At 46.7% G+C, this 26760-nt stretch carries 23 protein-coding genes; 5 read left to right on the top strand and 18 right to left on the bottom strand.

Annotated features, from left to right (window positions below; genetic code table 11):
* Positions 1-85: 85 nt before the first annotated feature.
* The 7 genes from H3H32_RS21615 to H3H32_RS21585 all read right to left on the bottom strand — a co-directional run bounded on the left by H3H32_RS21615 (position 86) and on the right by H3H32_RS21585 (position 6383).
* Positions 86-520, bottom strand: a complete 435-nt coding sequence (locus H3H32_RS21615; RefSeq protein ID WP_220472552.1) for a hypothetical protein — start codon at positions 518-520, stop codon at positions 86-88.
* Positions 521-809: 289 nt separating this feature from the next.
* A complete protein-coding gene (locus tag H3H32_RS21610; protein WP_374191849.1) occupies positions 810-1676 on the bottom strand; it encodes a sigma factor-like helix-turn-helix DNA-binding protein in 867 nt (288 codons plus the stop codon).
* Positions 1677-1861: 185 nt separating this feature from the next.
* Positions 1862-2623: an MBL fold metallo-hydrolase gene (locus tag H3H32_RS21605; RefSeq protein WP_182457701.1), complete on the bottom strand. Its 762-nt coding sequence runs from the start codon at positions 2621-2623 to the stop codon at positions 1862-1864.
* A gap of 87 nt (positions 2624-2710) precedes the next feature.
* Positions 2711-3091, bottom strand: a complete 381-nt coding sequence (locus tag H3H32_RS21600; protein ID WP_046575488.1) for a response regulator — start codon at positions 3089-3091, stop codon at positions 2711-2713.
* 187 nt (positions 3092-3278) lie between these two features.
* Positions 3279-3797 carry a GNAT family N-acetyltransferase gene (locus H3H32_RS21595; RefSeq protein WP_182457700.1) on the bottom strand — a complete coding sequence of 173 codons (519 nt, stop codon included), beginning with the start codon at positions 3795-3797 and terminating at the stop codon, positions 3279-3281.
* A gap of 140 nt (positions 3798-3937) precedes the next feature.
* Positions 3938-5494, bottom strand: coding sequence for a serine hydrolase domain-containing protein (locus tag H3H32_RS21590; protein WP_182457699.1), 1557 nt, complete (start codon positions 5492-5494; stop codon positions 3938-3940).
* Positions 5495-5606: 112 nt separating this feature from the next.
* Positions 5607-6383 (bottom strand): NUDIX hydrolase, encoded by a 777-nt coding sequence (locus tag H3H32_RS21585; protein WP_182457698.1) that lies wholly within the window; start codon positions 6381-6383, stop codon positions 5607-5609.
* 147 nt (positions 6384-6530) lie between these two features.
* Between H3H32_RS21585 and H3H32_RS21580 the strand changes: the two genes are divergently transcribed.
* The 3 genes from H3H32_RS21580 to H3H32_RS21570 all read left to right on the top strand — a co-directional run bounded on the left by H3H32_RS21580 (position 6531) and on the right by H3H32_RS21570 (position 12499).
* Entirely contained in the window at positions 6531-6944 is a 414-nt protein-coding gene (locus tag H3H32_RS21580) for a hypothetical protein (RefSeq protein WP_182457697.1), read from the top strand.
* 45 nt (positions 6945-6989) lie between these two features.
* Positions 6990-9506 carry a glycoside hydrolase family 2 TIM barrel-domain containing protein gene (locus H3H32_RS21575; protein ID WP_182457696.1) on the top strand — a complete coding sequence of 839 codons (2517 nt, stop codon included), beginning with the start codon at positions 6990-6992 and terminating at the stop codon, positions 9504-9506.
* A gap of 110 nt (positions 9507-9616) precedes the next feature.
* The gene (locus H3H32_RS21570) at positions 9617-12499 is read left to right on the top strand and encodes a glycosyl hydrolase (protein WP_182457695.1); all 2883 of its coding nucleotides are present in this window, start codon (positions 9617-9619) and stop codon (positions 12497-12499) included.
* Positions 12500-12580: 81 nt separating this feature from the next.
* Here H3H32_RS21570 and H3H32_RS21565 read toward each other — a convergent pair whose 3' ends face one another.
* The 5 genes from H3H32_RS21565 to H3H32_RS21545 form a co-directional block, all read right to left on the bottom strand.
* On the bottom strand, positions 12581-14410 hold the full coding sequence (locus tag H3H32_RS21565; protein WP_182457694.1) for an alpha-amylase family glycosyl hydrolase: 1830 nt from the start codon (positions 14408-14410) through the stop codon (positions 12581-12583).
* A gap of 190 nt (positions 14411-14600) precedes the next feature.
* Entirely contained in the window at positions 14601-15638 is a 1038-nt protein-coding gene (locus H3H32_RS21560; RefSeq protein WP_305791433.1) for an SO2930 family diheme c-type cytochrome, read from the bottom strand.
* 2 nt (positions 15639-15640) lie between these two features.
* On the bottom strand, positions 15641-16849 hold the full coding sequence (locus H3H32_RS21555) for a parallel beta-helix domain-containing protein (protein WP_182457693.1): 1209 nt from the start codon (positions 16847-16849) through the stop codon (positions 15641-15643).
* 146 nt (positions 16850-16995) lie between these two features.
* Entirely contained in the window at positions 16996-17490 is a 495-nt protein-coding gene (locus tag H3H32_RS21550; RefSeq protein ID WP_182457692.1) for a hypothetical protein, read from the bottom strand.
* 53 nt (positions 17491-17543) lie between these two features.
* Positions 17544-18446 (bottom strand): hypothetical protein, encoded by a 903-nt coding sequence (locus H3H32_RS21545; protein WP_182457691.1) that lies wholly within the window; start codon positions 18444-18446, stop codon positions 17544-17546.
* Positions 18447-18866: 420 nt separating this feature from the next.
* On the opposite strand from H3H32_RS21545, the gene H3H32_RS21540 reads away from it, so the two are divergent.
* The gene (locus tag H3H32_RS21540) at positions 18867-20786 is read left to right on the top strand and encodes a M14 family metallopeptidase (protein ID WP_182457690.1); all 1920 of its coding nucleotides are present in this window, start codon (positions 18867-18869) and stop codon (positions 20784-20786) included.
* A gap of 40 nt (positions 20787-20826) precedes the next feature.
* Here H3H32_RS21540 and H3H32_RS21535 read toward each other — a convergent pair whose 3' ends face one another.
* Both H3H32_RS21535 and H3H32_RS21530 read right to left on the bottom strand, forming a co-directional pair.
* On the bottom strand, positions 20827-21255 hold the full coding sequence (locus H3H32_RS21535) for an SRPBCC family protein (protein WP_182457689.1): 429 nt from the start codon (positions 21253-21255) through the stop codon (positions 20827-20829).
* Positions 21256-21362: 107 nt separating this feature from the next.
* On the bottom strand, positions 21363-22331 hold the full coding sequence (locus H3H32_RS21530) for a hypothetical protein (protein WP_240543445.1): 969 nt from the start codon (positions 22329-22331) through the stop codon (positions 21363-21365).
* Positions 22332-22484: 153 nt separating this feature from the next.
* Here H3H32_RS21530 and H3H32_RS21525 point away from each other — a divergent pair, with 153 nt between their 5' ends.
* Positions 22485-22853, top strand: a complete 369-nt coding sequence (locus tag H3H32_RS21525) for a nuclear transport factor 2 family protein (protein ID WP_182457688.1) — start codon at positions 22485-22487, stop codon at positions 22851-22853.
* A gap of 151 nt (positions 22854-23004) precedes the next feature.
* Here the strand turns inward: H3H32_RS21525 and H3H32_RS21520 are convergent, their stop codons facing one another.
* From H3H32_RS21520 to H3H32_RS21505, 4 genes are all read right to left on the bottom strand, one after another.
* Entirely contained in the window at positions 23005-23736 is a 732-nt protein-coding gene (locus tag H3H32_RS21520) for an SDR family oxidoreductase (protein ID WP_240543444.1), read from the bottom strand.
* 223 nt (positions 23737-23959) lie between these two features.
* Positions 23960-24862: a helix-turn-helix domain-containing protein gene (locus H3H32_RS21515; RefSeq protein WP_182457687.1), complete on the bottom strand. Its 903-nt coding sequence runs from the start codon at positions 24860-24862 to the stop codon at positions 23960-23962.
* A 42-nt stretch (positions 24863-24904) separates the two neighbouring features.
* On the bottom strand, positions 24905-25582 hold the full coding sequence (locus H3H32_RS21510) for a methyltransferase family protein (RefSeq protein ID WP_182457686.1): 678 nt from the start codon (positions 25580-25582) through the stop codon (positions 24905-24907).
* Positions 25583-25768: 186 nt separating this feature from the next.
* Positions 25769-26692, bottom strand: coding sequence for a TolB family protein (locus H3H32_RS21505; RefSeq protein WP_182457685.1), 924 nt, complete (start codon positions 26690-26692; stop codon positions 25769-25771).
* Positions 26693-26760: the final 68 nt, after the last annotated feature.

The raw sequence follows: 26760 nt of genomic DNA, 5'->3' as shown, positions 1-26760 counted from the left end.
CGTCGGGATGACAAAAAACAATAATATAATTAACTGATAATCAGTTAATAAATTAAGATTTTATCTGTAGCTCACGTTAATTAGTTTAGATGTACTGATTTGGTTTATGGAAGATAGGCTTGTGAAATAGCAGTAGGAGGGGAAGCAAAACCGCAGTCCCTAAGGCCACCGCATTCCCGACTTGATCGATGACTGGAAGCATGTGCAGATGCTGCAAATGGTACAGTAAGTGAGGGGCGTTGAAGATCAATAAACAGATTGCCGTTGCCTTTACTGACACCAGACGAGGAGTCAGTAAGGCAAGAAAGCAAAGTGTGGCAAGGGCTAGAAAGAAGCCGCCAACATCCCGAATCAGGTGTTCATTATACGGCCCATCGACTGCCACCCAAACCCGGCCAAAACCGGGGAATGAAGTATAAAAGCTATGGGGCATAAACAACGCCCAGGCTCCGGGAAAAGCATTGGTTAAGCCTAAATAAAGCAGGTTAGCCTGCACCCAGCGAACTTGTTTGGTTTGCATGTGTATGAAATTTTGAAAAATCTCACACAAGACAAACCAGAGCCTACGGTTGTGACAGACTTGCTAATTTTTTTCTACAGATGCGTTAGCCTCCGATAAACATTGACACTTTTATTTGACACTGATCTTTTTTTGTCATTCCGACTTTAGGAGGAATCTCAAGCCTGTCTATTGGGGACTTTGAGATTCCTCCTAAAGTCGGAATGACAAAGCCACTTTCATTTTGGCCTTATTATAGAAACCAATATAGAATCTTTTTTCGGTACTTAAAGGTCAATAAATCAACGGATTAATTTTGCATGTGCACCAGTTTATCCGGATTTCGAACGAAATAAATCCGACTGATACCCGCTTCATCGAGTTCAATAATCATGACCGTATTCAGCATCTGATTATCTTTCTGGGTAAATAATATCGCCAGTTCACCATTGACCAGCGCAGGCCTGGCGTCTAACAGATCACGTTGTTGACTGACGATTGAGCGCATAAACTGCGCAGCAATAGCCGACCCGAACAACGGTTTGAGCGCAGCAATAACTTTCCCTCCACCATCAGAATACAGCTCAATATCGCTTTTGAATAGTTGAATTAAGACGTCGATGTTCCCCGTTTCACTGGCTTGGGCAAAGGCCTCCAGAAGCAGTTGCTGTTGGGGTGGATCGATTGTAAAGCGTCGACGGGCGCCCGAAATTTTTTCCTTGGCTCGGTGATAAAGCTGTCGGCCATTGGCTTCAGTTGTGTCGAAAAGCTGAGCTAATTCGGCGTAGTCAAAATCGAAGCTTTCTTTCAACACGAAAACGGCTCGTTCGAGTGGGGCCAGCTTTTCGAGCAGAAGCATGAACCCATAAGATATGTCCAGTTTGGCGTCGATGGCATAACTATCAGCTAAAATTGGCTCTGGTAACCAGGGCCCTTTGTACGCTTCCCGCTCGCGTTTCACTTTCGCCAAATGATTGAGTGATGCGTTTATAACGCTCTTGGCGAGGTAAGCTTTATCGTCCTGAATCATCTCTTCTGATCGGTTCATCCACTTCAGAAATGTTTCCTGTACAATGTCTTCGCTAACCATTACCTCGCCCGTCATGCGATAGGCAATTGACAATAGCGTAGGGCGATAGCAGTAACAGCGTCGGCAGAGGTCAAAGTTGAAGTTGATTGCTGATCAGATCGCTAAAAAATAATGACTAAAAAGAGGCCAAAGTATACCGAGTTGACTCTTACAGTATAGATAAGGTCACTGGCGCTCGGATAAGCTACATGAATTTATCATAGGTTGGTTTGGCTAAGGTCTCTGGTATTGCTGGAGACCTTACTTAGTTGCTCGCAGCCAGTTCGCATTAGTCACAGCTGAATCTGCAAGCCATCGTAACCTAACCGAATCCCCACGGGCAACTCTTTCTCAACTTCATTATGTAGGCCGAGTTTATGGCTGATATGAACGAAGTATGTTCGATTGGCATTGACGCGCTGGGCGAGGTCGATAGCCTGATCGAGCGTAAAGTGCGAGATATGCGACTGACGCTGAAGGGCATCGACTATCAGCACTCTGGAACCTTTCACCTTTTCTAACTCTTCGTCGGAAATGTAATTAAGGTCGGTGAGGTAGCTGAAATCGCCAATCCGGTAGCCAAAAACGGGGAGTTTATGGTGCATTACCTCAATGGGGATAATCGGAATTCCACTAACCTCAAAGGGCTCGTTTCCGATTTCGTTCAACAGAACGTGAGGAGTGCCGGGGTACTTGTGTTCGGCAAAAATGTAAGCAAATTCGCGCTGTAACTGAGCCAGTACTGTTGGGCGACCATACACAGGCATATCCTGCCCCGACCGGAAATTGTAGGCTCGAACCTCATCTAAGCCTGCCGTATGATCTTTGTGTTCGTGCGTGAACAGAACGGCATCGAGCTGTAAGAGATTGAGCCGAAGCACTTGCTGGCGGAAATCGGGACCTGTATCTATGACGAAACTGCGCCCGTCCACCGAAATATGGACCGACGTACGAAGTCGTTTATCCCGAAAATCGACTGAGCGACATACATCACATTGGCATCCGATTAGCGGCACGCCCGACGATGTTCCTGTTCCCAGCAGTGTGATGAGCATAAAGATTGAATGATTGAGTGATTGAGTGATTAAATAAATAAACGGCAATGCGTTATTCAATCATTCAATCACTCAATCATTCGCTAATTATTTATCTGTCAGTTGATTAACGACTTCTACCAGGCGGTCGAAGTTGAGCGGTTTTACGAGTACGTCGTTGAAACCAGCTGTTTTAAACTCTTCTTCTGTATAGTTTTTCGCGTTGCCTGTAATGGCCACGATGGGTACACTGGCTTTTTCTTTTTCGGGTAATGCCCGAACACGCCGAACGCACTCCATACCATCCATTAACGGCATATTGATGTCTAACAGAAGAATACTGAAGTCTTCTTTCTCCAGAATCTGCAATACTTGTTCGCCATTTTTAACGGCTGTGATATCATAGTTCTGAAACTCAAGTATTTTGCGGGCCAGATTCTGAATAACGGAACTATCTTCGGCAATCAGGACGCGTTTGGAAGCTGACATAAGTCTTGTGGGATCGTTGTTTCGGTTTAATGTGGTGAAATTATAGAGTTAAATCGGCAAACGCAAAAGGGCTTTGACTCCAAAATCAATCCGTCCCTCTTTTTTTTCTGCTTTGCTCAGGTAATCAGCAAGAAAGATACAAGCGCTGGTAAAGCCGAAATTTGGCAAAACAGGCTGGTTTTTCGAATTAGGATAACTCTCTTTTCATAACCATGAATTCCAGTGGTTGTTTAAGAATACCTATGTTGGGATTATTAGGGAAAGGTATCCGTTCGCCCGTAGGCTGGTAACCTCTTCGCTCGTACCAGGCAATTAGTTCGTGCCGAACCGTAATAACCGTCATGGTAATGGCTGTGCAATGCAATTCTATAGCATGCTTTTCGGCAGCCGCCATCAACTGTTTGCCAATGCCACACGTCTGTGCATCGGGCGAAACGGTCAGCATGCCGAGGTATAAATCAGTGCCTTTCTTTTCCAGATAAACGCATCCAAGAAGTTTGCCGGATTCTTCATATTTCAGAATGGTGGCATTCGGCGTCTGGAGCATCTCGCGCAGACCATATTCATTGGTGCGCAGCCCATCGATTAAATCAGCCTCGGTTGTCCAGCCCTTCTTCGAGCTTTCGCCCCGATAAGCACTGTTGACTAATTTGTCTAAGGCTGGAATATCCTGCTCGGTAGCAGGGGAAATTGAGATTTGAGTCATTGGTTTCTGTTCTGGCGCGAGTGTTTACTCGTGCCTTTACATATAGCCAGCATTTGCTGGCGCGCTAATTATTCCATTCGAACGCCAGTAAATACTGGCTATATGTAAAGGCACGAGTAAACACTCGCGCCAGAATTCCACTATTTACTTACTTCCCTGAAATCCAACTGCTGAATAAGGGCCGGGTTTTCGGGGGTTAGGGTGAAGAATACGTCGATGTTGGCTGTTGTGCCTTCTAGCAAGAAATGGCCACGTAACTGATTTTCGGGGATGAGTTCACCAACGCGTTCAATTTTTCCGGCTTTGGCGTATAAATCCTGCACCACTTTCCTACGTATGGCAACCGACTTATCAGGAAAGAAATTCTCAGCAAAAATGCCGCTTTGTTCCGCCTTCGTCCAGTCGGGGAGTAGTTTTACGAGTTCGGCTTTGCGTTGGGCGAGGATAGACGATACAGGTAATTGACGAGGTGCTAATTTTCCAATACCTACCAATGTGTCGAGTACAACGGCGTTTACGGCTCCCATACCAGCGTAGGTCAGGTTGGCGTACGAAATGATGCCAACGCCATAATCGGTCAGGATGCGCCACTGACTACCGAAGCCCGGTAATCCACCTGTATGGCCTATACCAATTTGCCCTTTACAGTTTTGTCCCCATCGAAGTCCGTACCCGTAGCCTGTTACCTCTGGGCATAGCTGGCCTGCCGAATTTTTCGCCTGAGCATTCAAACCTGATAAGGTCCAGGGCTTTTGCATTTCGCGTAGCGAACTCCGTTTTATTGGCCCGTTATCAGGTGCATTGCTGGGTGGCCAGGCGCTTTGGTGGAGCGCTACGTACTTACTGAAATCGTCGATAGAGGTGATCAAACCGCCCATTGCTCCGTACGAACCATCGTGCAGGAGTGGTTCTTCGAGCCATTTGTCGTCCTGCCAACGGTAACCAAGGGCTAATTTTTCGGCGGGGATTTTGGTGTATTCCCACTGCGTATCGTTCATGCCCAGCGGTTTCAGAATTGTCTCGGTAATGTATTGCTGATAGGGTTTGCCCGACACCACATTAATGATATGCCCAAGCATAGCGAAACCCAGGTTACTGTATTCATAGGCAAAGCCCGGTACGTTCGAATTCGAGATACCGTCTTTGATTAGTTTCAGCAGATCGGTGTCAGAATCATCTAGTTGCCGGTCGCCCCAGGGATTATCTTCGGGAAAACCCGCTGAGTGGGTCATTAGATTGCGAACCGTGATGCGAGGTGCATCGGCCGTCAGGTATTTGTGCGATTTGAGTTCGGGAATGTATTTTTCAGCCGGATCGTCGAGTTGCAATTTGCCTTCATCGCGTAGTTTCAGAATCGCCATCGAGGTCAAGCTCTTGGTCATCGAGGCAATCCGAAACAGCGATTTGGCATTTGCGGGTATTTTCTTTGCCACATCGGTATAACCAACCCCTCCCGAATATACGAGCTTGCCATCCAGAACAATACCAAAAGCTATGCCGGGCAGGTGACGTTTTTCCGCTGCGTCCTTATATATTTTTTCAACAACCGGGAAAGCCGCTTCCAACCGTTTCAGTCGATCAGCATCAGTGAAAACGGGTGGTTGGTAGGTTGTTACGTGCGGTACTGTTCGCGTAGTGCCTGTCTGGGCAAAAGCGGAGGTTGTTAGTAAGAGGAAAGTCGGGAGAAGTAGTTTCATGTTCAGGTTGTTTTCAAGTCGGCTAACTTACCAAATAATCATGTAGCATGGGTTTCTGGTTTGAACGCTGTATTGAATTTTTACTTATAAATCGAGGATCAGAAGAAACTCATCAATACGTATGTACGATTCCCTGCGTCAAGGCATTTTCGTATGCTTCCTTGTCAAACTGGTAGAGGTAAGGTGACCGATGCGCACCAATAGATCGCCGTTCATCTAACTTGTTGATCAGCCCCAGACTGACCAGCTTTTTCCCAAAATTCCATGGGTCCAGCTTTTTGCCAAGAATGGTCTCATACAAGGAATGAATCTCGGGAAGCGTGAATTTATCGGGTAATAGATTATAGCCAATCGGTTGGTGATAAATCTGGAGCCGAAGAGTAGCTAATGCCTTTTCCACCACCTCATTCTGGTCGAATAACAGCGAAGGAATCTCGCTCACATCGCACCACTGATATCCATCCGTAAAAAAGTCGGTGGTGACCGAAACTCTGGAGTAATCTACCAGAGCAAAATAACTGATCGATAAGGTCCGCTCAAACAGCCAGTGATCCGTATCCACTTCAAAACCATACGTGTTGGCAAACTCCTGAGCATTCCGCTCCTGGAGTCGATAGGGTGAATCGCCGAATACCTGAAACTGTTGCAGAAAGACATTATCTAAACCAGTCCGCTCCTGTAAGATACGGTTGGCTGCCTGACTGAGGGGCTCTCGTTTCCTGATAAAGCCACCGGGCAGCCCCCAGCCATTTAGACCTCTCCAGCGTAGGAGTAAAATCTTGAGTTGCTGATCGTGGTAGCCAAAAATAACCGGATCAATGCTCAGGTGTGAAAGGTACTGTTTATGACCGTTCTTGATGAAGTCGTCTAGGTCTTCTCGGGAGTTCATACGTTAAAATTAAAAAATATTATTCAGTAAATTTTACAGAATATAAAATTTACCTTACCTTTATTCAGTAAAATTTACATATTGAGTTTTTGTGATTCAATAATGACTTAACAATCAAAATATTAGCACCCCTTTTCGATTACTATTATGAAAAATGTTAGCTTATTCCTGTTCGCTTCTTTCCTGTCAATTTCCGTCCAGAGCTTTTCTCAAACAACAGCATCGGCCTCAACGACGCCAACCATAGTGGTGAGTTCAACCGATTTTTTCGCCGGTAAATGGGAAATCACCATTACCGGAACTCCTAGTGGCGACACTAAAATGGTAACGGATCTGGTTCGCAAAGATGGTAAACTGACTGGCGAACTGAAAGACCCGACGGGTACCCGCCCAGCGATGCCGCTTTCCAAAGTGGATGAAGAAAAAGACAAGATTACGCTCTATTTCAACTCCGATCAGGCTGGTGAGATTCCCGTTGAACTGACCAAAGTGGACGACGACCATTTAAAAGGACAGTTGATGAATATGTTCGACGCTACAGCCCTACGAGTTAAAAAGTAACAGTTTCTTACTCCACATTTGATCCAAACCCTTGGCCCCCTACCCATGAACAAATTTATCGCTTTCGTTCAGACTTTAGTCTATTCAGTAATCGCCATTACTACGTTTGGGCAAGACTCCCGGGCGGTGTTATTTGATGCCGATTGGCGCTTCAAAAAGGATAGTCTCACCGGCTTGGAAAATCCAACGTATAAAGATGATCGTTGGCGGAACCTGAACCTGCCCCACGATTGGAGCATCGAAGATCTGCCAGGTCAACTGGCTGGTCAGGTAATGGGGCCGTTTACCAAAGCGTCGGTTGGCAAAGCAGCTACCGGCTATACGGAGGGCGGGGTAGGCTGGTATCGAAAGACTTTCACGCTGGATAAGTCCTATCAGGGAAAGCAAACCTATATCACGTTTGATGGGGTGTATATGGACGCCGATGTCTGGATCAATGGCCACCATCTGGGCAATCATCCTTACGGCTATACGGCTTTCTCGTACAACCTCACCGATTTCCTACAGCCAACCGACCAACCGAATGTCATTGCGGTGCGGGCCAAAAATCTGGGCAAAAACTCGCGTTGGTATGCCGGGGCCGGTATTTATCGGCATGTGTGGCTCATGGCGGTTAACCCTGTACATACTGCCATCAATGGTACGTTTGTGACCACACCTTCCATAACACCGGGAGCGGCTCAGGTTTTAGTAGAAAGTAGTGTGGAGAATATGACTGCTCAGCCAAAAACTGTTGAGGTTCGGGTTGACGTGCTAAATCCATCTGGACAAGTCGTGGCGAGTCAGAAACAATCCGTAATGGTTGCGACTATGAGTACGCGTTCGTCTACCCAACAACTAACGGTCAAGATGCCTGTTTTATGGACGCTGGAAAAGCCGATACTCTACTCAGCCAGAGTAACTCTCTTGTCGGAGGGCAAGATGCTTGACCAAACCCGTACGCCATTCGGGATTCGGAGTCTGGAGTTTAATGGCCAGAAAGGGTTTCTACTTAATGGCAACGTAGTAAAAATCAAAGGCGGTTGTATTCACCATGACAACGGGCCATTGGGCGCTGTAGCGCTTGATCGGGCGGAAGAACGGAAAATAGAATTGCTCAAAAAGGCGGGCTATAATGCCATTCGCCTAAGCCACAATCCATCCTCATCCGCCTTACTAAATGCCTGCGACCGGCTGGGCATGTTGGTCGTTACCGACGCCTTCGATATGTGGGAGAAAGAAAAGCTGGGCGTCAGTAATGGCTATCATCGTTTTTTCAAGGAGTGGTGGAAGAAAGATATTGATGCCATCATGCTCCGCGACCGTAATCACCCATCGATTATCATATGGGGTATCGGCAATGAAATCTGGGAAGCCGCCGACACATCGGGTCACCGGATTGCAAAACAATTGGCCGACGAAGTACGCCGATTAGATCCAACAAGGGCGGTAACCGAAGCCATGCTGTATTTACCCCAGCAGATTAAATACAAGTGGGAAGCCTTCGGACCGCATCTGGCGAATCTGGATGTGGATGGCTATAATTATTTCATTGGTGGTCCCTACGACCCCATGCAGCGGGATAGTGCAACGACGCATCGGTATGAAACGGAACACGCCCAGCACCCGAATAAACTGTACATGTCCACCGAATCGTACCCATCGGCAGCTTTGGAAAACTGGAATGCTGCTGAAAAATACTCTTACGTCATCGGTGGATTTAGCTGGACAGCTATGGATTATATCGGGGAAGCCAATATTGGCGGGCCAAGCCTAGTAGCCCAGGCCACTAAAATACCCAAGGGGCTGATGAGCCTTGTGTTCTTTTTTAAACCGGAATCCTGGCCGGTATTCAATGCTCATTGCGGTGATCTGGACCTGATTGGCAACCGAAAAGCCGCATCCTATTACCAGAATGTGGTTTGGCGGAATAGTCCGATTGAACTGCTGGTTCATCGACCTATTCCGGAGGGCATGAAGGAGGCCCGGTCACCCTGGGGATTTCCTGATGAACTAAAAAGCTGGAGCTGGTCGGGGCAGGAAGGAAAACCCATGCAGGTGAGTGTATATACCCGAGCTAAGCGCGTCAGGCTGGAGCTAAATGGTAAAACGATTGCTGAGCAAACTGTACCTGAAGGTTCTATTACGGCCACTTTTGACATACCCTACCAATCGGGGACGCTTACGGCACATGGTTTTGATGGAGAAAAAGAAGTGGGCACTAGCAGTCTGTCAACAACGGGCAAACCGGTGGCTATTCGGTTAGTAGCCGATCGGACAACGATCAAAGCCGATCAGCAGGACTTGTCCTACGTTCAGGTTGAACTGGTTGATCAGGCTGGACAAGTCGTTCCCTGGGACAACGATACCGAGATTACCTATCAATTGACAGGGAACGCATCGCTGGCAGGCGTTGGCAACGGCAGTCCGGTCGATTTATCTAGTTTTCAGCAAGCCCACAAAAAGGTTTATGAGGGGAGAGGACTTGTGATTCTTCGGGCTAGTGGTCAGAAAGGAGTTGCTACGCTAACAGCAACTGCCAGGGGAATGAAAGCCGCCAAAATCGCCATCACGACCCGGTAGCTTTTTATATAATGAATAATGGTTATGTATTTGATTATCAGTTGATTGCTGGGTGGTTACTGATTGCCCATTTTACATTATTCATTATCCATTAATTTATCTGCTCTCCCATGAAAGTACCCTTAATTAGTAGTTGTCTCTCGCTCATCAGCCTGCTGGTAGCGGCCCAAAATACCACTCCGCCAAAGGTGTCACTCTGGTTTCCACGCTATGATTTTCAACTTTCTGGTTTCGAGAAACCGGTGGCTTCCTTTGGGCCAATGGCACGTTGGTGGTGGCCGGGAAACTTCGTTACCAAAGATGAATTAAAACGGGAAGTCAACCTCTTTGCCGATCATGGGTTTGGGGGCGTTGAAGTGCAGCCAATGAATTTGGCCATCCCCACCAAAAGTGCTGAAGAACGGCAGAAAATAACCAGTTGGGACACGCCTAACTATTACGAAAACCTCAGAACGGTCATGGATGAGGCCCGTAGGCGTAACCTGATTGTCGACGTGACTAATGGCAGTGGGTGGCCACCAAGTGGGCCAATTTTACAATCCGAAGACGGTTTTCTATCACTGGAATTTAGTGACACGACGGTTACGGGGGGTAAGTCGTTATCATTTTCACTTCCACTGCTTAGTCCGGCCAAAAATCGAACCAAGTCACTACCGCGACTTCAGGCCGTGGTTATTGCCAAACTACTTCCCAAAACGACTGATGGCGATGGAACCATTCTGTTGGACCCATCTTCAACTCAGGTACTCACTTCGTCGGTAGAAAACCGCACACTTTCCTATTCATTTCCGGAAGGCTCCTGGCGGGTTATTGCCTTCTGGGCCGTTCCCAGTGGTGAGCAACCCAGTCTTGTTGCTGCACCTAAATCGGGGCCAGTGGTAGATCACCTGGATACGCAAAAAGTACTTAAACTCTACAACTATCTGTTTGGGGAGCGAACCGGCCTGCAACCGTATTTCGGTAATCCCATGCGGGCGGTGTTCAGCGACAGCTACGAATTCAAAACCAATCGGCACTACTCGCTTGACTTACTCGATTGGTTCAGGAAAAAGCGTGGGTATGATATTACGCCATTCCTGCCCGCCAACATGCAGCGCGGCTACAATTACGTCGCGTTCATGCGCCCTAATGCCAAGCCGGACTTCGCCTTTTCAGATCAAGACTGGCGGCTACGTTACGATTACGATTTGACGGTTAGTGAGTTAGTAGGCGAGCACTTTTTTAAGACAAGCAGAGACTGGGCAGAAAGTCGGAACCTGTTATTTCGAACGCAGGGATATGGACTCAACATGGACATGATGGCTATGGCTGGTTTAGCCTCCATCCCGGAAACGGAAAGTATGCTGGGACCAGAAGCCAACCTGAAGATTATGACATCGGGTGCCCTACTGTACAATCGGCCTATTGTATCGGCGGAATCGGTTGTCTTTAGTGGTCGGGCGTATACAATTACTCCCCAAAAGATTAAGATGGCGGTTGATAAACTGTTTGCTGCTGGGGTCAATCAGGTCATCTATCATGGCGTGCCGTATCGGTACACGCCCGAAGCTCTCGGTCCCGAAGGTTGGTATCCGTTTTCCTCCCCATTACTGGGTACAATTAATTTCTCCTCGAATCTGGGCGAGTGGAATATTTTCTGGAAAGACCAAAAAGATATCAATCAATACGTCAGCCGGATTCAGTATGCATTACGTTCAGGAAAACCACGGGCCGATGTACTGTTGTATTTTCCGTTTATGGATGTGGAAGGTATGCCGGATAACCCAGAGGAGATTCTGACCAAAGGCTATATTCAGGACGTGGAAGGTCCCTTGCCCAAGTCCAAAGACGACACTAATCCGGTAAAAGCCACATGGGCAAAAGAAGTGTATCCACTTATCAATCAACTGGAAGCCAGTGGTATTAGCTGGGCATGGGTCAATGATGCCTCTATTCAGGAAGCCCAGTTGGAAAAGAATGGAAAAATCAATATCCGGGGTAATCTCTTTCAGGCATTAATCCTGGCTAACGACTCCATTATTCAACTGAAAACGGCGGAGAAGATAAAGGAGCTTAGCCGAAAAGGCATGCGCTTACTGGCAACGGGGACTTTACCCGTCAAGCAGCCTTCGTACCTGAACTGGCGGGAGAACGATACCAAAACCGCACAATACATTGCCGAAGCCTTAAAGGGAAAAAGCGCTCGGTATATCCAGCACGAGAGCGAGTTGAACGACTGGATCGAGGGATTTTCTCAACCCATCAAATTTCAACATCCGTACTCGTTTACCCGAAAAGCCGAACGGGAGCTTTCTGACGGTAGCCGAATTCAATTCATCTGGAACAAAAGCGATGCGTGGCAAACCCTGACTTTATCGCTGGATAAAAAATTCAATGGTAGTTACTGGCTGGAACCCACGTCTGGTGCGATCATCAAAAACAAGGGGACCGTCATCTCGTATCAACTTCCACCCTATGGGTCAGTGCTGTTATACGCGTCAACGAAAGGGGAAATGCCTGCTAACGTAGTTTCAAAGCCATCTCTGCAAGCTGACCAGACCAAACAAGTGTTGGAACTGACCGGATGGACTCTGAAGACCGATAGCCTGACAATAGCGTCCACTCCGCTTTTTGACTGGCGAACGAATGCTAATCTGAAATTCTCATCCTCGGAAGGCATTTACACGACTACCTTCCAGTGGGAGCAGCCGACTTCGTCCACTGCTTATTTTCTGGATCTGGGCAAGGTTAGTTATACGGCTGAGGTGTACCTGAATGGACAATCGGCGGGTAAACAGATTTTTGCTCCCTACTTATTTGACCTGACAAAATTCCTTAAACCCGGCACCAATACACTGGAAGTACATGTGACGCCGGGTCAGTTGAATGGGTTTATTGGCAAAGCCATGAATGGCGATAATCGGTATAAACCTTTCAAAGACAAGGCAGACCAGCTTATGTCGGCTGGTCTGCTAGGGCCTGTTACGATTAGGCCATCAATGTCTGCAAAGTGAGAAAAACAACCTGAAGGGCTAGAAAAGCTCCTTCCTGTTCAATTCATTTTTAGCTATCTAGTGCGCGGCTTTCCACCCGCGTTACATGATTTCCAGCACCAATACCCCCAAAGGTGGCAAATCAATGGGGACACTGTTTGGCGCGTGGAGGTTCGTTTTTGTTCGGAAAATATCCCGGAATGAATGAATGTCAGCCCCTTTTAGATTCATCTTCTGCCAGGCATCGTCTGGAATGTTGACGAGGGTAGAGGCTGATTTCGTTTTGTCGAAGTTGCAGATAATCAGTAGCTTTTGTTTGCCGGAATAGCGTAGGTAACTGTAGAGTCGCTTCTGGTCATAGTCGGCATTTTGACTATTGCTGGCCTGTAAATCGTAGAAACTACCCGTTCTGATAGCGTCGCTCGTGTTGACCAACTGGTTGAGTTGCTGGTAAAATTGCCGTAACTTTTTCTGATTTGCGGTTAGTTTTCCCCCATCGAATTTTTTGCCGTTGGTCCAGGCCTGATACTCAGGAATGCCCCAATAATCGAAAATGGTGGTGCGCCCATCGTCGCCTTGGAATCCTTCGGCCTGAGTCGGATTGACGCCTACTTCCTGACCAAAATAAAGCATGACCGGACCTGTGTGAAGCGTCGCCGATAACGTCATAGCCGGAACCGCAGCCCAGGGATCACTCGCGAAGAATTTAGATGCAATTCGCTGTTCGTCGTGGTTTTCCAGAAACCGAACCATGTGTTCCGAAATATCTCCCGATTCGGTTTGCCAAACTTTGGTGATGTCTTCTACGGTGGCTTTGTCTTTATCCTCGATCAATCGTCGGAGCGAATCGTAAAGCCCAACTTTGTCGTAGAGATAATCGAATTTGCCCGCCTGGATGTAGTTTTTGTATTGCTGAGGATTATAAATCTCGGCAATAAACACCAGGCTAGACCGGAATGCTTTTACCTGTGGAATGGCCCAGCCCCAGAATTCGACGGGCACCATTTCGGCCATGTCGCAACGAAATCCATCGACACCTTTTTGTGCCCAGAACAGCAGAATATCCCGCATCTTAAACCAGGTTGAGGGGACTGGGTTGAAATGGGTCTGCCGGTTATTTTGATAATCGACGCCGTAGTTTAGTTTGACGGTTTCGTACCAATCATCGAGGCTGGGTTTGGAATTGAAAACATCGTTTCCTGTGGCTTTCGCCGGGAGTTCGATGTATGGTCCTGCCGATATGTCTTCTGGCGTATGAACGCCATCGGGCACATGAAACAGTTCTTTAGGCAGGTAGTAAAAGTTGTTTTGGGGATCAAAGGCTTTCGTTTTGTCGTCGGCTTGGCCCATGTCTTCAACGCCCGCCGGTTTCGCATTGGAATGGTATTGACGAGCGAGGTGATTCGGTACAAAATCAATAATGACTTTCAATCCATTGGTGTGCGACCGCTTGATCAGACTCTCAAATTCCTGCATCCGATTCCGTACATCAACGGCCAGATCTGGGTTGACATCGTAATAATCCTTGATGGCATAAGGCGACCCTGCGCGCCCTTTCACAACTTGTGGATTATCTTTCGGAATGCCTTTCGACGAATAATCGGTCATGAGCGCATGTTCAATGACGCCGGTGTACCAAACATGCGAGATGCCGAACTTTTTCAGCTCCTGCAACGCCTTGTCGGTAATATCGTTGAATTTACCTACGCCGTTTTCGTTGCGGGTTCCCCAGGGTTTGTTAGTCGCTTTCTGGTTGCCGAATAATCGGGTGAAAATCTGGTAAATAACGAGTTTGTCGGATTTTGAAACAGCAGGATTCAGGAGTTTATCGGCAGCGTCTGCCAGGGTCGTTTGTAGTAATCCAGCTGAAATTACTCCAGCTGTGAATTGCCGACGAGAGAGGGATAGGGGTGTGGACGCGTTTTTTGTCATAAATGTTGAATAAAGCTCTTGACGGGGTTAGCGTGTGTCGGTTACTAATAACCGACATTTTTAGGTTTCTCAAAACCTATCGGTATAAACAGTAGGTTTTGAGAAACCTAAAATGTCAGCTGTAAGCATCTGACACCACAAATACTACAAACAAATAACCAAGGCTACAGCAAATCTTGCCAAAGCTAAGCTACTTCATTGTTTTTATCCATTCCCGAAGCAATTCTACACTTTCGACATGAACGACCTTTCGACCTAGTTCGGGCATCATTTCACCGGGATCGGTTGAGTTCAGGCGATACATCAGAATGGATTCATCGGGTTTGCCTGGTACAATATCGAACGGATGACCACCCGATCCACGTCCGGCTGCAACGGGCGTTTTTAATATTCCTAACGCTGTTGGGTCTGTTTCGGAAATGCTCAGATTTAAGCCTGATGTCATGGCGGGGCCTTTAGGGTTATGGCAATGTGCACAATTGATGTCGAGCCAGGCGCGGGCCCGATCGTTAAGCGAGCCTGTTTCTGGTTTATTCCAAATGGGAGTTTTGGGGCAGTTTGCCAAGGCCGGTAAGCCCGTGAGCATGCCTGCCTTTTTCCAGTACAGCAATTGATTTTCGTTCGTTGCACCATAGACTAAATCACCATTGAGTTGCCGTATCGATGGACCGATCGGCGTCATGGTTTCGCTTCGGTTGTGGCATCCTTTGCATTGGTTCAGGTTTGGAATGGTATAATTCTGTTGGCGGGTAACCCCCTTATTATCAATGTAGCTAACCGCTTTCGTATCGCCTGCTACCTCCAGTAAAGCATCGGTTTGCTCGTCATTCCAAACATAATCGAAGGCTTTCCAACCTTCAGGCTGATGAACCAGCAAACGGGTTTCCATCAATCGACGGCCTTTGGCTGGATCACGAAAATCATTTGGGTAATAGAACGTTTTGATCAACGTAGTGCCGATCGGGAAGTTAAGTACAGCTGAATCGTTGTACGCAACTGACTGACCAGTAGGCAATTTTACGAATCGAAGCTTCTCCGCATAATCCGAAAACAAAGGCGTGTTGAGCGCATAGGGAACCACGCCAGCTGCTGGCTCCTGATTGGCTGGATTTCCTTTGAAGAAGCCATAATCGGATAATTTTTCAGGTACAGCCGCCGTTCGCCAGCTACCGAGGGTAAGCCAGAAAGTGATTAAAAGCAAAGACCAAAACAGATAAGAACGCATCATGGTTAACGGACACTCGTCGTGATTTTCAGCGGCTCCAACTGGCAATCGAACGGAGTTGGGCTAAACGAAACGTTTTGAAATTGTCGTCCGGCATCGAGGTTGACGAGACTCTGGTTTTTGTTGTTCCGAATGCAGATGCGCTTGTTGGCAAGCGGTTTTCCATCTTTATCGAAGGTCGCCGGATCAGCGATGCCGTCGTAGATAATGTGCGGAATTGACTGGCCGGACTTTAGAATTTTGTCGAAAATCTGGTTGTAGCGACCGCGCGAGCTGGCCGGGCCGGGATTGCGCTCGTAGATGTTATCGTGAATAGAAACCGCCGTCGAAAATGGGTAGTAGGTTTTATCAGTAATCGGGCGCTCGGTGAGCAGGTAGCTGATGATGCCTGTTCCGAGTGTTTGGTTTCGGATGAATCGATTTTTGAAAACTTCCACGCCGTTGGCCGCCAGAATCATTAAGCCTGTACCGTCGGATACACTAGCCACGATATTGCCCGCCGGAGCAAAATTGGGTAGGTTATTGTCGTGAACATAGTTGTTAAATACCCGCACATTGCCACCCTGTTTCTGCACCAGATCGGGCAGATCGAAAATCAGGATGCCGCCCGTATTGTCGTAGGCTTCGTTATCAAACACATCAGCATTGCGCGAATTCTCAATCTCAATACCAGCCACATTATGGTAGGCCTTGCTGTTTTTAACGATAATACCACGCGACTGCCCGACGTAAATTCCCGCATCGGAAGCACCGATTGCCGTGCAACCATCAATCACGACATTATCGCATTGAACCGGGTAGAGACCATAGCCTCCATTTTCTGCCTTTGGTGGACCCGTCCATTCAACTTTCACGTTTCGGAAGGTGATGCCTTTCACGTTCATGGTTTTAATGCCGTCGCCTTTCGAATCCTGAACGGTCAGGTTTTCGATAACAATATCTTCGGCATTGGACACCCGTAACCCTTCGGCCCCATCGGTTTGCCCTTTGAAACTCAGGATCGTTTTATCGATGCCTTTGCCCCGAATAACGATGCGTTTTTTGTCTTCCAGTGAGAGCGTTCCTGTGAAGGTGAAGGTTCCGGCATCGAGATCGACGGTACTGCCGTTGTCGGCCATGATGAGTTTGGTCTGATACCGTTTCTGGACATCAGCCTGCGCCAAGGCCAAGTGAGTAAACAGACAAGCGGTGAGGGCTAGAAGGTAAGGTTTCATAGAGTTTAGGGGGTGTTAGGGTAGGAAATAGCAATTAAATAAGCACACTGAACTGGTATTTTACAAGTCAATAATGACAATAAAAAATCATACCACATCTACTAATTAGCTAATGCGACGCTACTGTCTACAAAGGAATTATGCCTTTAATACGAACTATTTCGTTTTTGTACCCCCCAACGATACGATATAAATAGCAATATGCTGATAATCAGTAGTTGTATCGCTGTGAAAAAGTTTGTTATCATTTTAGCCATCGGGTTTTGGGTTAGTGCAGGTGTTTTGTCTGATCCCGATTCCGATAAAAGCGAACCACCACTAAATTGGGAGAATGCGCTCACTAATACTATTAATGAAATAACGAGCGCCAAACCCGTTATGATGAGTATCCAATTTAAATAGGTGCGCCTGAATGAGTTCCGAAACTCTTTGACGAAGTAAAGCATAAACGTCACTAGAAGGAACATAGGTACCAAAATGTACCAGGATTCAACGACCAGATAAGTGTCGTACAACTGGATATCTAAGCTGGTTAGAAAGGTCGGCCCAAAAAGAAATCGTGCCACCAGCATTGTCAAGCCCAGGGAAAGAATCAGCCATGAAATCTCAATAAAACCTTGTCGGATTGCTTTCTGCATCATTCGTGTGGATTGGTGAGCATTCTCGTTCACTGCCAAACTAATAGAACCGTCGCTTATCGTTTTCTCCTATTCTTTATCCAGTATTCCTGATTCTTATCGTCTTTGCCAAAGGGCTTTCCGTTAATAAGCAGAATGTCAAGGCTGCCAAGCTTTGGGTCTAGATCAAAATCAACATGTATCGTAAAACCATTAATTTGTTGAGGCCAGGGTATCTTACTGTGCTCCAACGACCATAAGCTATAGTCTTTTTGATGTTTATCATACGTATCTATGGAGTTGGGTGACCGAAGAGCCAACCTGGGATATACGCCCATTGGGTAATACTCGTCGGACGCTGGTTGCCGCGACTTTATCTTTATACGATAGATTTCGCTGCTACTATAACTCAATTGTACAGTACCTAAGGTTGTTGTATCCTTACTTTGATCTGGCAGAAACGCCAGATAGAATCTTGAGTCTCTATTGGGGATGTATGCAGTTTGTATTTCAGCGCCTTCAACAAGTAGCTTACCCTGATAATCATAATAGTTAAATTGATCGAGGCTTCCGCAACAGCCATATTTTACAGTTTTGTAATACTCCCAGTCAAATAGTATTTCATCGCAATCGTGTTTCGTCTTCAGAATTATTTTCGCTGGATTATCTAGCGTACCTAGCTCGAATTGAATGCTTCGATGTTGACCTTCCATACCTGGCGCATCATCGGTTACTGTATGGAATTTAACGAGACAATTCTTCCAGGTCTTGATATCTACAACCTTATAGGTAGTCTCAGTCGTTCTAAAATGCTGACCAACGATTGCATCCTTTTCTGTAAAGCGGAATGATGAGGTACCTGAATCAGCGTAGGTAATCTGTTGGGTTGAATCAGGCTTGCCAATTGTCGATTTCTCAGATTTTCGAGCGCAACACCAAAAAAGGAAAGGAAGGACGATAAATAGCAAACGAAATTTCATGGATACGAAGGTTAATTGGGTGGTTAAGGCAGAGGCAACTACGGAATTCTAAGCATTCTATAGTCTCTTTCTATTGCCTCGCAGAACGAGGGCGTACATGAATCGATACTTTCGTGGTGTCGGGTTCTTTAACCCGACACAATTAGGTTTCTCAAAACCTAATTTATAGTACTAAGACAAGGTTTCTTAAAACCTTACTTGTCAGTTTCTTAAACCTGACATCACACGGCTAGGGAATGCGTTTATAATAAATACTAGTAAAGTCCTAGAATATCCTAATCAAAATTGGCTATTAGGTCATTTTGAAATAGATTCTTTGTTACTCTTCTCTATCCGCGAAATCATTGATAAATTGCTTGCCTAAAATCAGTCGCTGGGTAAAACTCAACGACCTCTAGTCTTCCTTGCAACCAATTATCTATGAAACACTTCAGTACATTACTACTTTGTCTTGCCATTTCATCAGCCAGCTATGCCCAGAAATCCTACTACGGCGTCGAAGAAAAATGGCCGGAACAGGACACTGCCCGTAAGTTCTACACCGTGAAAGGGGAACGGCACGGCGTCAGCTTTTTCAAGAAACACAAGTTTAAAGACGTCCAATACCAGCCAGGACCAACGCTTACGTTCGATACCTATCATACACCCGATGTGATGTATAGCTGGTGCCGGAAATGGGCCGAGCAATATCCGAATCTGGTGGAGTTGTACGAAGTGGCGAAGAGCTACGAAGGTCGCCCGATTCTACAAATGACGCTGACCAACAAGAAAACGGGCAAGCATACCGACAAACCCGCTGCCTATTTCGAAGGTGGTCGTCACAGTGGCGAAGTAACCAGTAGCGAAGCCGTTCTCTGGCTGACGAAGCACTTGCTGGATAATTATGGAAAAGATCCGTCCATTACGAAACTGCTGGATACCAAGGCGATTTACCTGCGCCCCGAAAACAACCCCGATGGTGCAACCATGTATCTGTACACGGCTCAACGCAACCGGAGTTCGATGCGCCCTTACGATAACGATCGCGATGGTTTGTTCGATGAAGATGCCGAAGATGATCTCGATGGCGATGGCGTAATTTATCAGCTTCGGAAAAAGGCCGTTACGAAAGAAGAACTGGAAAAAGCCGACTACGTCATCGACCCCAAAGACAAAGCTGGTCGGTTGATGAAGCGGGTTCATGCCGGAAAGGGAACGCACCTGGTTTACACGGAAGGTATTGATAATGACGGTGATGGAAAATATAATGAAGATGGCATTGGCGGGTTGGATAACCACCGGAATTATCCCGAAAACTGGCGTCCTGATCAGGATGGAGACTTCACAGGCCGGGGTTATACACAAGGTGGGGCTAGCCAATATCCGTTGAGCGAGCCCGAAACCCGCGCTACCTATGTCTGGCTCATGGGCCATCCGAATATTACGGTTGTGAACTCGATGGATACGAGCGTGCCGATGCACCTGCGTCCACCGTCCACATCGAGTAGCATTGAAAGCATGTTCCCATCTGACTTAGCTATCTACAAACACATGGATAGCCTTGGGCTTTCGTTTACGGGCTACCCTTGGGCGGGCGATGTGTATGAAACCTACAACACGCGCAATAAAACCAATCGATTAACCGGCGACCCAACCAAGCCAACGCCGTTGTTCGGCCACGGTCCTGATTTTGGTTATTTCCAGTATGGTGCGGTGTGGTATGGCGATGAACTCTGGAACAACGGGGCCATGAAAGATTATGACAAAGATGGCGATTACGACGACTACGATGCGCTGATGTGGGACGATGAGGCCAATGGTAAACGGGGCTTCAAAGTCTGGACCAAGATGACGCACCCACAGTTGGGCGAAGTGGAAATAGGTGGTTTCAACCCTAAGTTTTTCTCACAAAATGGTCCGGCCTGGCAGTTGGATAACTGGATTTCGAAACAATCGAAGTTTAACCTGGCGATGGCTAAAGAGCTGCCGCAGATTGAGCTAACCGATGTAACGGTGAAAGCGCTGGCTAACAACGAGTACGAGGTAAAAGCAACCTGGACAAATTCGGGGCAGTTGCCCGTTGCGTTAGAGCAGGCGAAACGCGTGAAGATGGTTCAGGAAGATCGGGTGACGCTGGACTTCGACAAGGCGCTGTTGAAAGGCGATACAGATGCCAAAGTCGTGATCACACAACCGACACTGTTTGACAAGACAATCTACGCGGGTTACACAAGTGTTGGCGAGAAAAAAGAAGCCATTTTCCATGTAAAACTCAATCAGCCGGGCTCTGTGAAAGCGAAACTCAAACTGCTTTCCACACGCGGTGGCTATAAAGAGAAGGAAATCACAATTGGGAAATAGGTAGAAAACTGTAACTGGCACGGGTGAATACCCGCGCCAGTTACAGTTTTCCTTCTACTACCTCCTTCAGCCCTTTTAGAATACTGTCCCAACCCTTCTCCGACCGTTTATAGCGGTCTTCAGCACCTTTCCCTTGACCCACATCATCGGTGATCGACAGAATGGTTTCACCGTTTTCGTAAGTCAATTCGTCCGTCACGGTAGAGAAATTATCCGGGTCATCTTCATTTTGCAGCGTGTATTTGAGCAACTTATTTGGCTCGAATTGAACGATCTGCCCTTTCAGTTCGATCTTTTTGATCAGAAATAGTCTGCCGGTAAAAAGTATCGTGCTCCCAACTTCCCAATCCGAAAAGACTTCACAGTTAAAGAAATATTGCTTCGTTTTTTCGGGATTGGTTAATGCATTCCAGACCTCCGAAGGCTCCGCTTTGAGGCTGATTGTTTTTCGTACAACAAACTCGTCCATAGTGTTTATAATGTACCCACGGGTTTCAGCCCGTGTATGAATGGATATATAACACAGGCTGAAGCCCGTGGGTACATTTCTCTCAGACTATCTTATCCTGTGGATATTCAACGGGCGGCCAACGCCAGTGCCAGACTGTGCAGGTCCTGGTTGATCGAACGGACGGATGATTGAAGTTGATTGAGCATATTGGCTCGGGCGTGAAAATCATCCGCTTTGTAATTGCCACCCTGCCCAAAATATAATGCCTGTTCCTCGGGTGAACTGTCGTTCAGAACGAAATTCTCCCAACGTTGACGAATATTATGGATAACCGAATATTGATTGCTGTTGCTGAATACCTTCTCATTGAGTACATACCACACAAATGGAGGGTAAACTTTAGATTGCTGATTTTGCTGCCAGACGTCTGTTAATAAATTGCGCTGGTGAGTCAGGTGAATTGTTCGATTGGTGGAAAAAGCCGCTAATCCACCGAACCCCGCACCAATAACTCCACCGCCAATGCCCACCGCTTTACTGGCATCGCTGGACTGTATCAGTGTTGTTGCTACAGTGGTGGCTGCCCCAATAACAATAGATAGGAGCGTTAATCGTCGGATGCGCTGGGTATCGTATTGATCGAGGTAAGTGGCGAGTCGCTCCGCTCGTTCGCCTTCGCAATCAAGTTCGGCGGCCACACTGGAAATCTGCGTAGAAGCCACCAGAAGCCGGTTGAGAATCTGCTGGTGTTTTATAACGCTTTCCAGACGAGCCTCAGCTTTGGTATTTTTTTCTAACGCAATTAACTCTTGGAGTAAAGGGATAACGCCTATCGCGTTGGCCATCAGCAAATCATGACGGGAATAGCGTCTGGTTAGTGCGGTATCGATTTTCAGAACTGCATCGATATTGGCTTGGGGCGAATAGGTTGAATCGTAGCTGTAGTCGATGGTTGGGTGGCAATAGTTGCTTTGGGCCGTTGTTTCCTGCTGGCTTTGCTTTATGGCTCGACAAGCTGTAAAACCAGCTAGAATGCTGACAAAGCAGGTAAACCGAATAGCCCATCTGTTCCATTTAATTCCTTTACCTGTCATTGCCCTATCGTTTTTTGTAAACCAGATAGCGCAAATATGACATGCTATGGGTTAATCGCCAAAGTAGGACTCTGGTTTTACCAACCTCAAAACTTTCAATACGGCACGAAGTTTTACTATCAGTACTTTATCTAACAACAAATTCGACGGAAGATGACAACGAACACAGAAACGGTAACTACAGAAACCGACGCGAAAGAAGTTGTACTTGCTTTTGTGCAGGCAATCAATGACGAAGATTTTAAGACTGCCCGAAGTTTGGCGAGCGATGACATGACGTTCCAGGGGGTACTTGGAGCGCGGGATGGTGGGGATGCCTACATTCAGGATATGGAGAAAATGAAATTAAAATATGCCATTCAGAAGGCATTCGTTGAGGGCGACGACGTTTGTCTGTTTTACGACCTTACCATGTCTGGAAAAACAATAGTTGGTTGTGGCTGGTATCAGGTTCAGGATGGTAAAGTCCATTCGCTTAAAGTTCTTTTTGATCCACGGCCTTTTCTGGAAGGGGGTAAATAGCTTCCTGATTTATCTTGGATAATTTTTCTGTCATTCCGACGATAGGAGGAATCTCAAGTTTTGCAATAGTCAAGTTTGAGATTCCTCCTGACGTCGGAATGACAGAAAAATTCTTTAGTGACTCATGAAAATGTTTAATGACTTTGCATTGTTACCGGGTTTGCCCAAGTGGTCTGAGCACCAGATCGTTTATAACAACGTTACCGGGTTGACTTATGGCGTAAATTACAGCGTTGGCTACTGCATCTTCATCCATCTTGGGCATGTTTGTTAGGTTTCCGTAAATGGCTTTAATCTTCGGGCTGGTAATATCATGACCCAATTCGGATTGGGTAGCACCGGGAAAAATAGTTGTTACTTTTATCGTCTGAGCGACTTCTTCGCGAAGGGTATCCATAATAGCCCGGACCGCAAATTTGGTCCCAGAATAAACGCCAATCCCAGGCGATGTTTTCAACCCACCTACCGACGATGTTGCCAGAATATGCCCCTGACCGCGTTCCAGCATGTGTGGCAAGACGGCATTAATACCATACAACACGCCCTTGATATTAATATCGATCATCCTGTCCCACTCATCCACAAGACCTTCGTCAAAAAATGAAATCGGCATAATACCGGCGTTATTCCAGAAAACGTCAACCTGCCCAAACCGGTCAATTGCCTGTTGAACGAGATTATCCAGATCGGCCCGTTTGCTCACGTCGGTTAGTACATACATTGCATTTTTACCCAGTTCAATGACTAAGGCTTTCAATTGGTCTTCCCTGCGTGCGGCCAATACGACCTTGGCACCGAGTTGAACTAGTTTCCGGGCCGTAGCTGCACCCATACCACTACTAGCTCCGGTAATGACGATAACTTTGTCTTTGATGTTGTCCACGTTGTTCTTGTTTGGAGTGAGATGACACTGCTAGCGCTCCTGTGGAGTCAGATGCTTACATCTGACTCTGGTGGGTTTCTCAAAACCTACTGTTTACACCGATAGGTTTTGAGAAACCTTACAATGTCGGGTTGAAGAACCCGACACCACAAGCAGTGCTATTATTTCTAGGACAAAATTAGAGCGGACTAACGAAGAGAAATTATGCGAATCAAACGCATACTTATGAAATCGAAACGACCTCTTTTCGGAAATGATTGGGTGTTTGGCCAGTCTGTTTCTTGAAAAAGATGTTGAAATTAGATGCGTGTTCAAAACCCAGACAATAGCCAATTTCGGCAATATCCCAATTGCTGTGCAGGAGCAGAGCCTTGGCTTCTTTCAGGATTCGGGCACTGATATGTTCCGTTGTTGTTTTTCCGGTTGTTTCCTTGAGGGCCCGGTTCAAGTGGTTCGTATGGACGGGTAGCTGGCTGGCAAATTCGTTGGCATTTTTCAGCCGGATGGTATGCTGTGGCGACGTAATTGGGAATTGCCTTTCCAGTAAATCTAAAAACAAGGCGCTGATTCGTGCCGACGAACTACCCGGCTGTTGTTCCTTTTCGAGAGGCTCTAGTTTAAGCGCTTCATGAAGTATGATTTGTACGTAGCTACGCAGTAAATCATACTTGTGCGTGTAAGTAGACTGCATTTCAGCGATCATCTGTTCGAAAATGCCTCTCAGAAATAATATCGATTTCTGCTCGAGAACCAGCACATGGTTACCGCTGACTTTGAATAGGGGAGACTTCACCAGACTGTCCGAACGCAGGTGATTTCCGATAAAGTCTTCCGTAAACAGGCATGAATAACCCGAATCATCCTGCGAGATAGGTTCCCAGGCATACGGGATCATTGGGTTGAAAAAAGCAATCACATTATCCCGAATATGGAATGACTTATCAGCATAGGAAAGAATACCTTCGGCCCTGGTGACGAGCGATATTTTATAGAAATCCCGCCGGGTATGGGGCAATGAAGTCGCTCCCCGACGATCTTCCGTTCTGTATATCGTAAACTGCCCCGGCTCCGAATTGTCCTGAACAAGACGGTGGTGAAAATCGATGGCGCTTTCCGTTTGCTTCATGAAGCAAAGTTATGCAATTCAAATCATGGCAAAGTAGCGAAATTACCAGACAAAAGGGATCAATCTGTATTTAGTTGTCTGGCAATAGTTGCTGTACCCTTGTAAGTTTCGAACCAGAAAACGCTCTTCATCGACGGCTCTGAAACCCAGGCCAATAGTCAGTAGAATACTAATCAATAACGCCCAGTAAGAGCCTAAAGCAGGAGGAGTGGCGATAAAGATCAAGAAAGCTCCACTATACATCGGGTGCCTGACTATGGCGTAGGGACCTGTCGTTGTGACCGATTGATTGGTGTCTACCTTGATCGTTGCAATAGTGTAACTATTCTCCTGAAAAACGCGGAACACAATGTAAAAACCAACTAGTATTAACCCGTCAGCAATAATAGAAAACAAGCTTGAAACCCGACTCCATTCCTGATACCAATCAATCACGGAAACAATGACCAGCGCCAAGGCTAACAGACCTGTAATGGCCTGAATATACTGCTGACTTTTCTCTGTTTCGGCCGATGGCCCTGCATCTACACGGCGAGCCAATAGCTCTTGATCGTACTTGGCCAGATAGAGTGTAATTAGCAAGGTTGGAAGGCAAAAAGCGATTAGATAAGCCCAGCCTTGCCAATAGTGAATTGTCCAGGCTGGTAGAAAAATGAGAAGCCCAAGGCTGACTGTCAATCCAACAACGCCTTTGACTGCCTTATTTGTTAGCTGGTCCATTTTATTGAAAAAAGAAGGTGTCAATTCGTTTCCCCGCGTTTTCACGGGATAAAACTAGTAAGGCAGTGCTAAAATAGGTGGCTGTTGTGTGACCCCGATGGGGTCAAATATTTATAGTCGAGTTAGTTTCTATAAACATTTGACCCCATCGGGGTCATACAACATGGTGTCTTAAATCTCGCAAACTCACTGCCCCACTAACGCTAGCTTCTTGCCTTTCGGATCAATAGCCAGCCGGGTTAATTGCTTAACACCAATCGAACTCAAGTCGGCGAGTGGTGTCCAGGTTTGGCCGTTTTTCGGATTGAGTTGATATAAGATTGGTCCTTTGCCCATCAACAACGCCCCGTCGGGCGTCCAGACAAAATCTTCACTACCGGGTAGGGTTGGGGCAATAGTTGTCATCTGGTTTGTTTTCAGGTCGAGCTGCTTGATCTCCCACTCGGTTTCGATGCGTTTATGAACAAAACTCAACGCGTTTTTACCCGGAATCTTATGGAGCGATCGCCCAATGCTGCCTTCAATTCGAGTTGTATCGCCGGTACTAACACGAGCCAGTTGCAGCGAATTGGGTTTGCCCAGAATGAACAGCGCCAGCAAATCGGGAGTAAGCCAGCAATGGTAGCCAACAGGTTTAACGTTTGTCAAAATCAGCGTTGGTTCGCCGTTCCCTGATATCGGGAATTTCCACAGGCGTTGCGTTTTATCCATCTCCATCTGAATGACAGAGAAGTAAGCCTGATCGGGCATGACGGTGGGAGAGTATTCACCTTCGGGCGTTTTGGTGAGCTGTGTAGTTGTCTTTGCTGGAAGATCGTAACGATAGATGTCGGTTTGGCCATCTTCATGCATCGCTGTGAACAGAATTTGTTGTCCATTCGGTGTGAACGATGGCTGATTATCGTACCCCTTGCGCTGGGTAATATTGATCGGTTTACTGACCTGTCTAGCCTCTTTTGTACCCGTCAACTCAACCAGAAAAATATCGGTGTCGGGCGGATTTTGCCCAAAGGTTACGCAGGTATTGATGAATGAAATTGGCAGAATTAGCCAATGGAGGGCTGATGATCGACGTAGAATTTTGTCGATGAAGTTTGTGAGAGATAGCATAGTTTATCGTTTCAGGTTGTTTGTTAGGTAAGCTCGTCAATTTTTCTGTCTATTCCATTTGCTTATCC

This window comes from Spirosoma foliorum (assembly GCF_014117325.1).
Taxonomy (GTDB): Bacteria; Bacteroidota; Bacteroidia; order Cytophagales; family Spirosomataceae; genus Spirosoma; species Spirosoma foliorum.
This window is presented reverse-complemented; position numbering and strand designations above follow the sequence as displayed.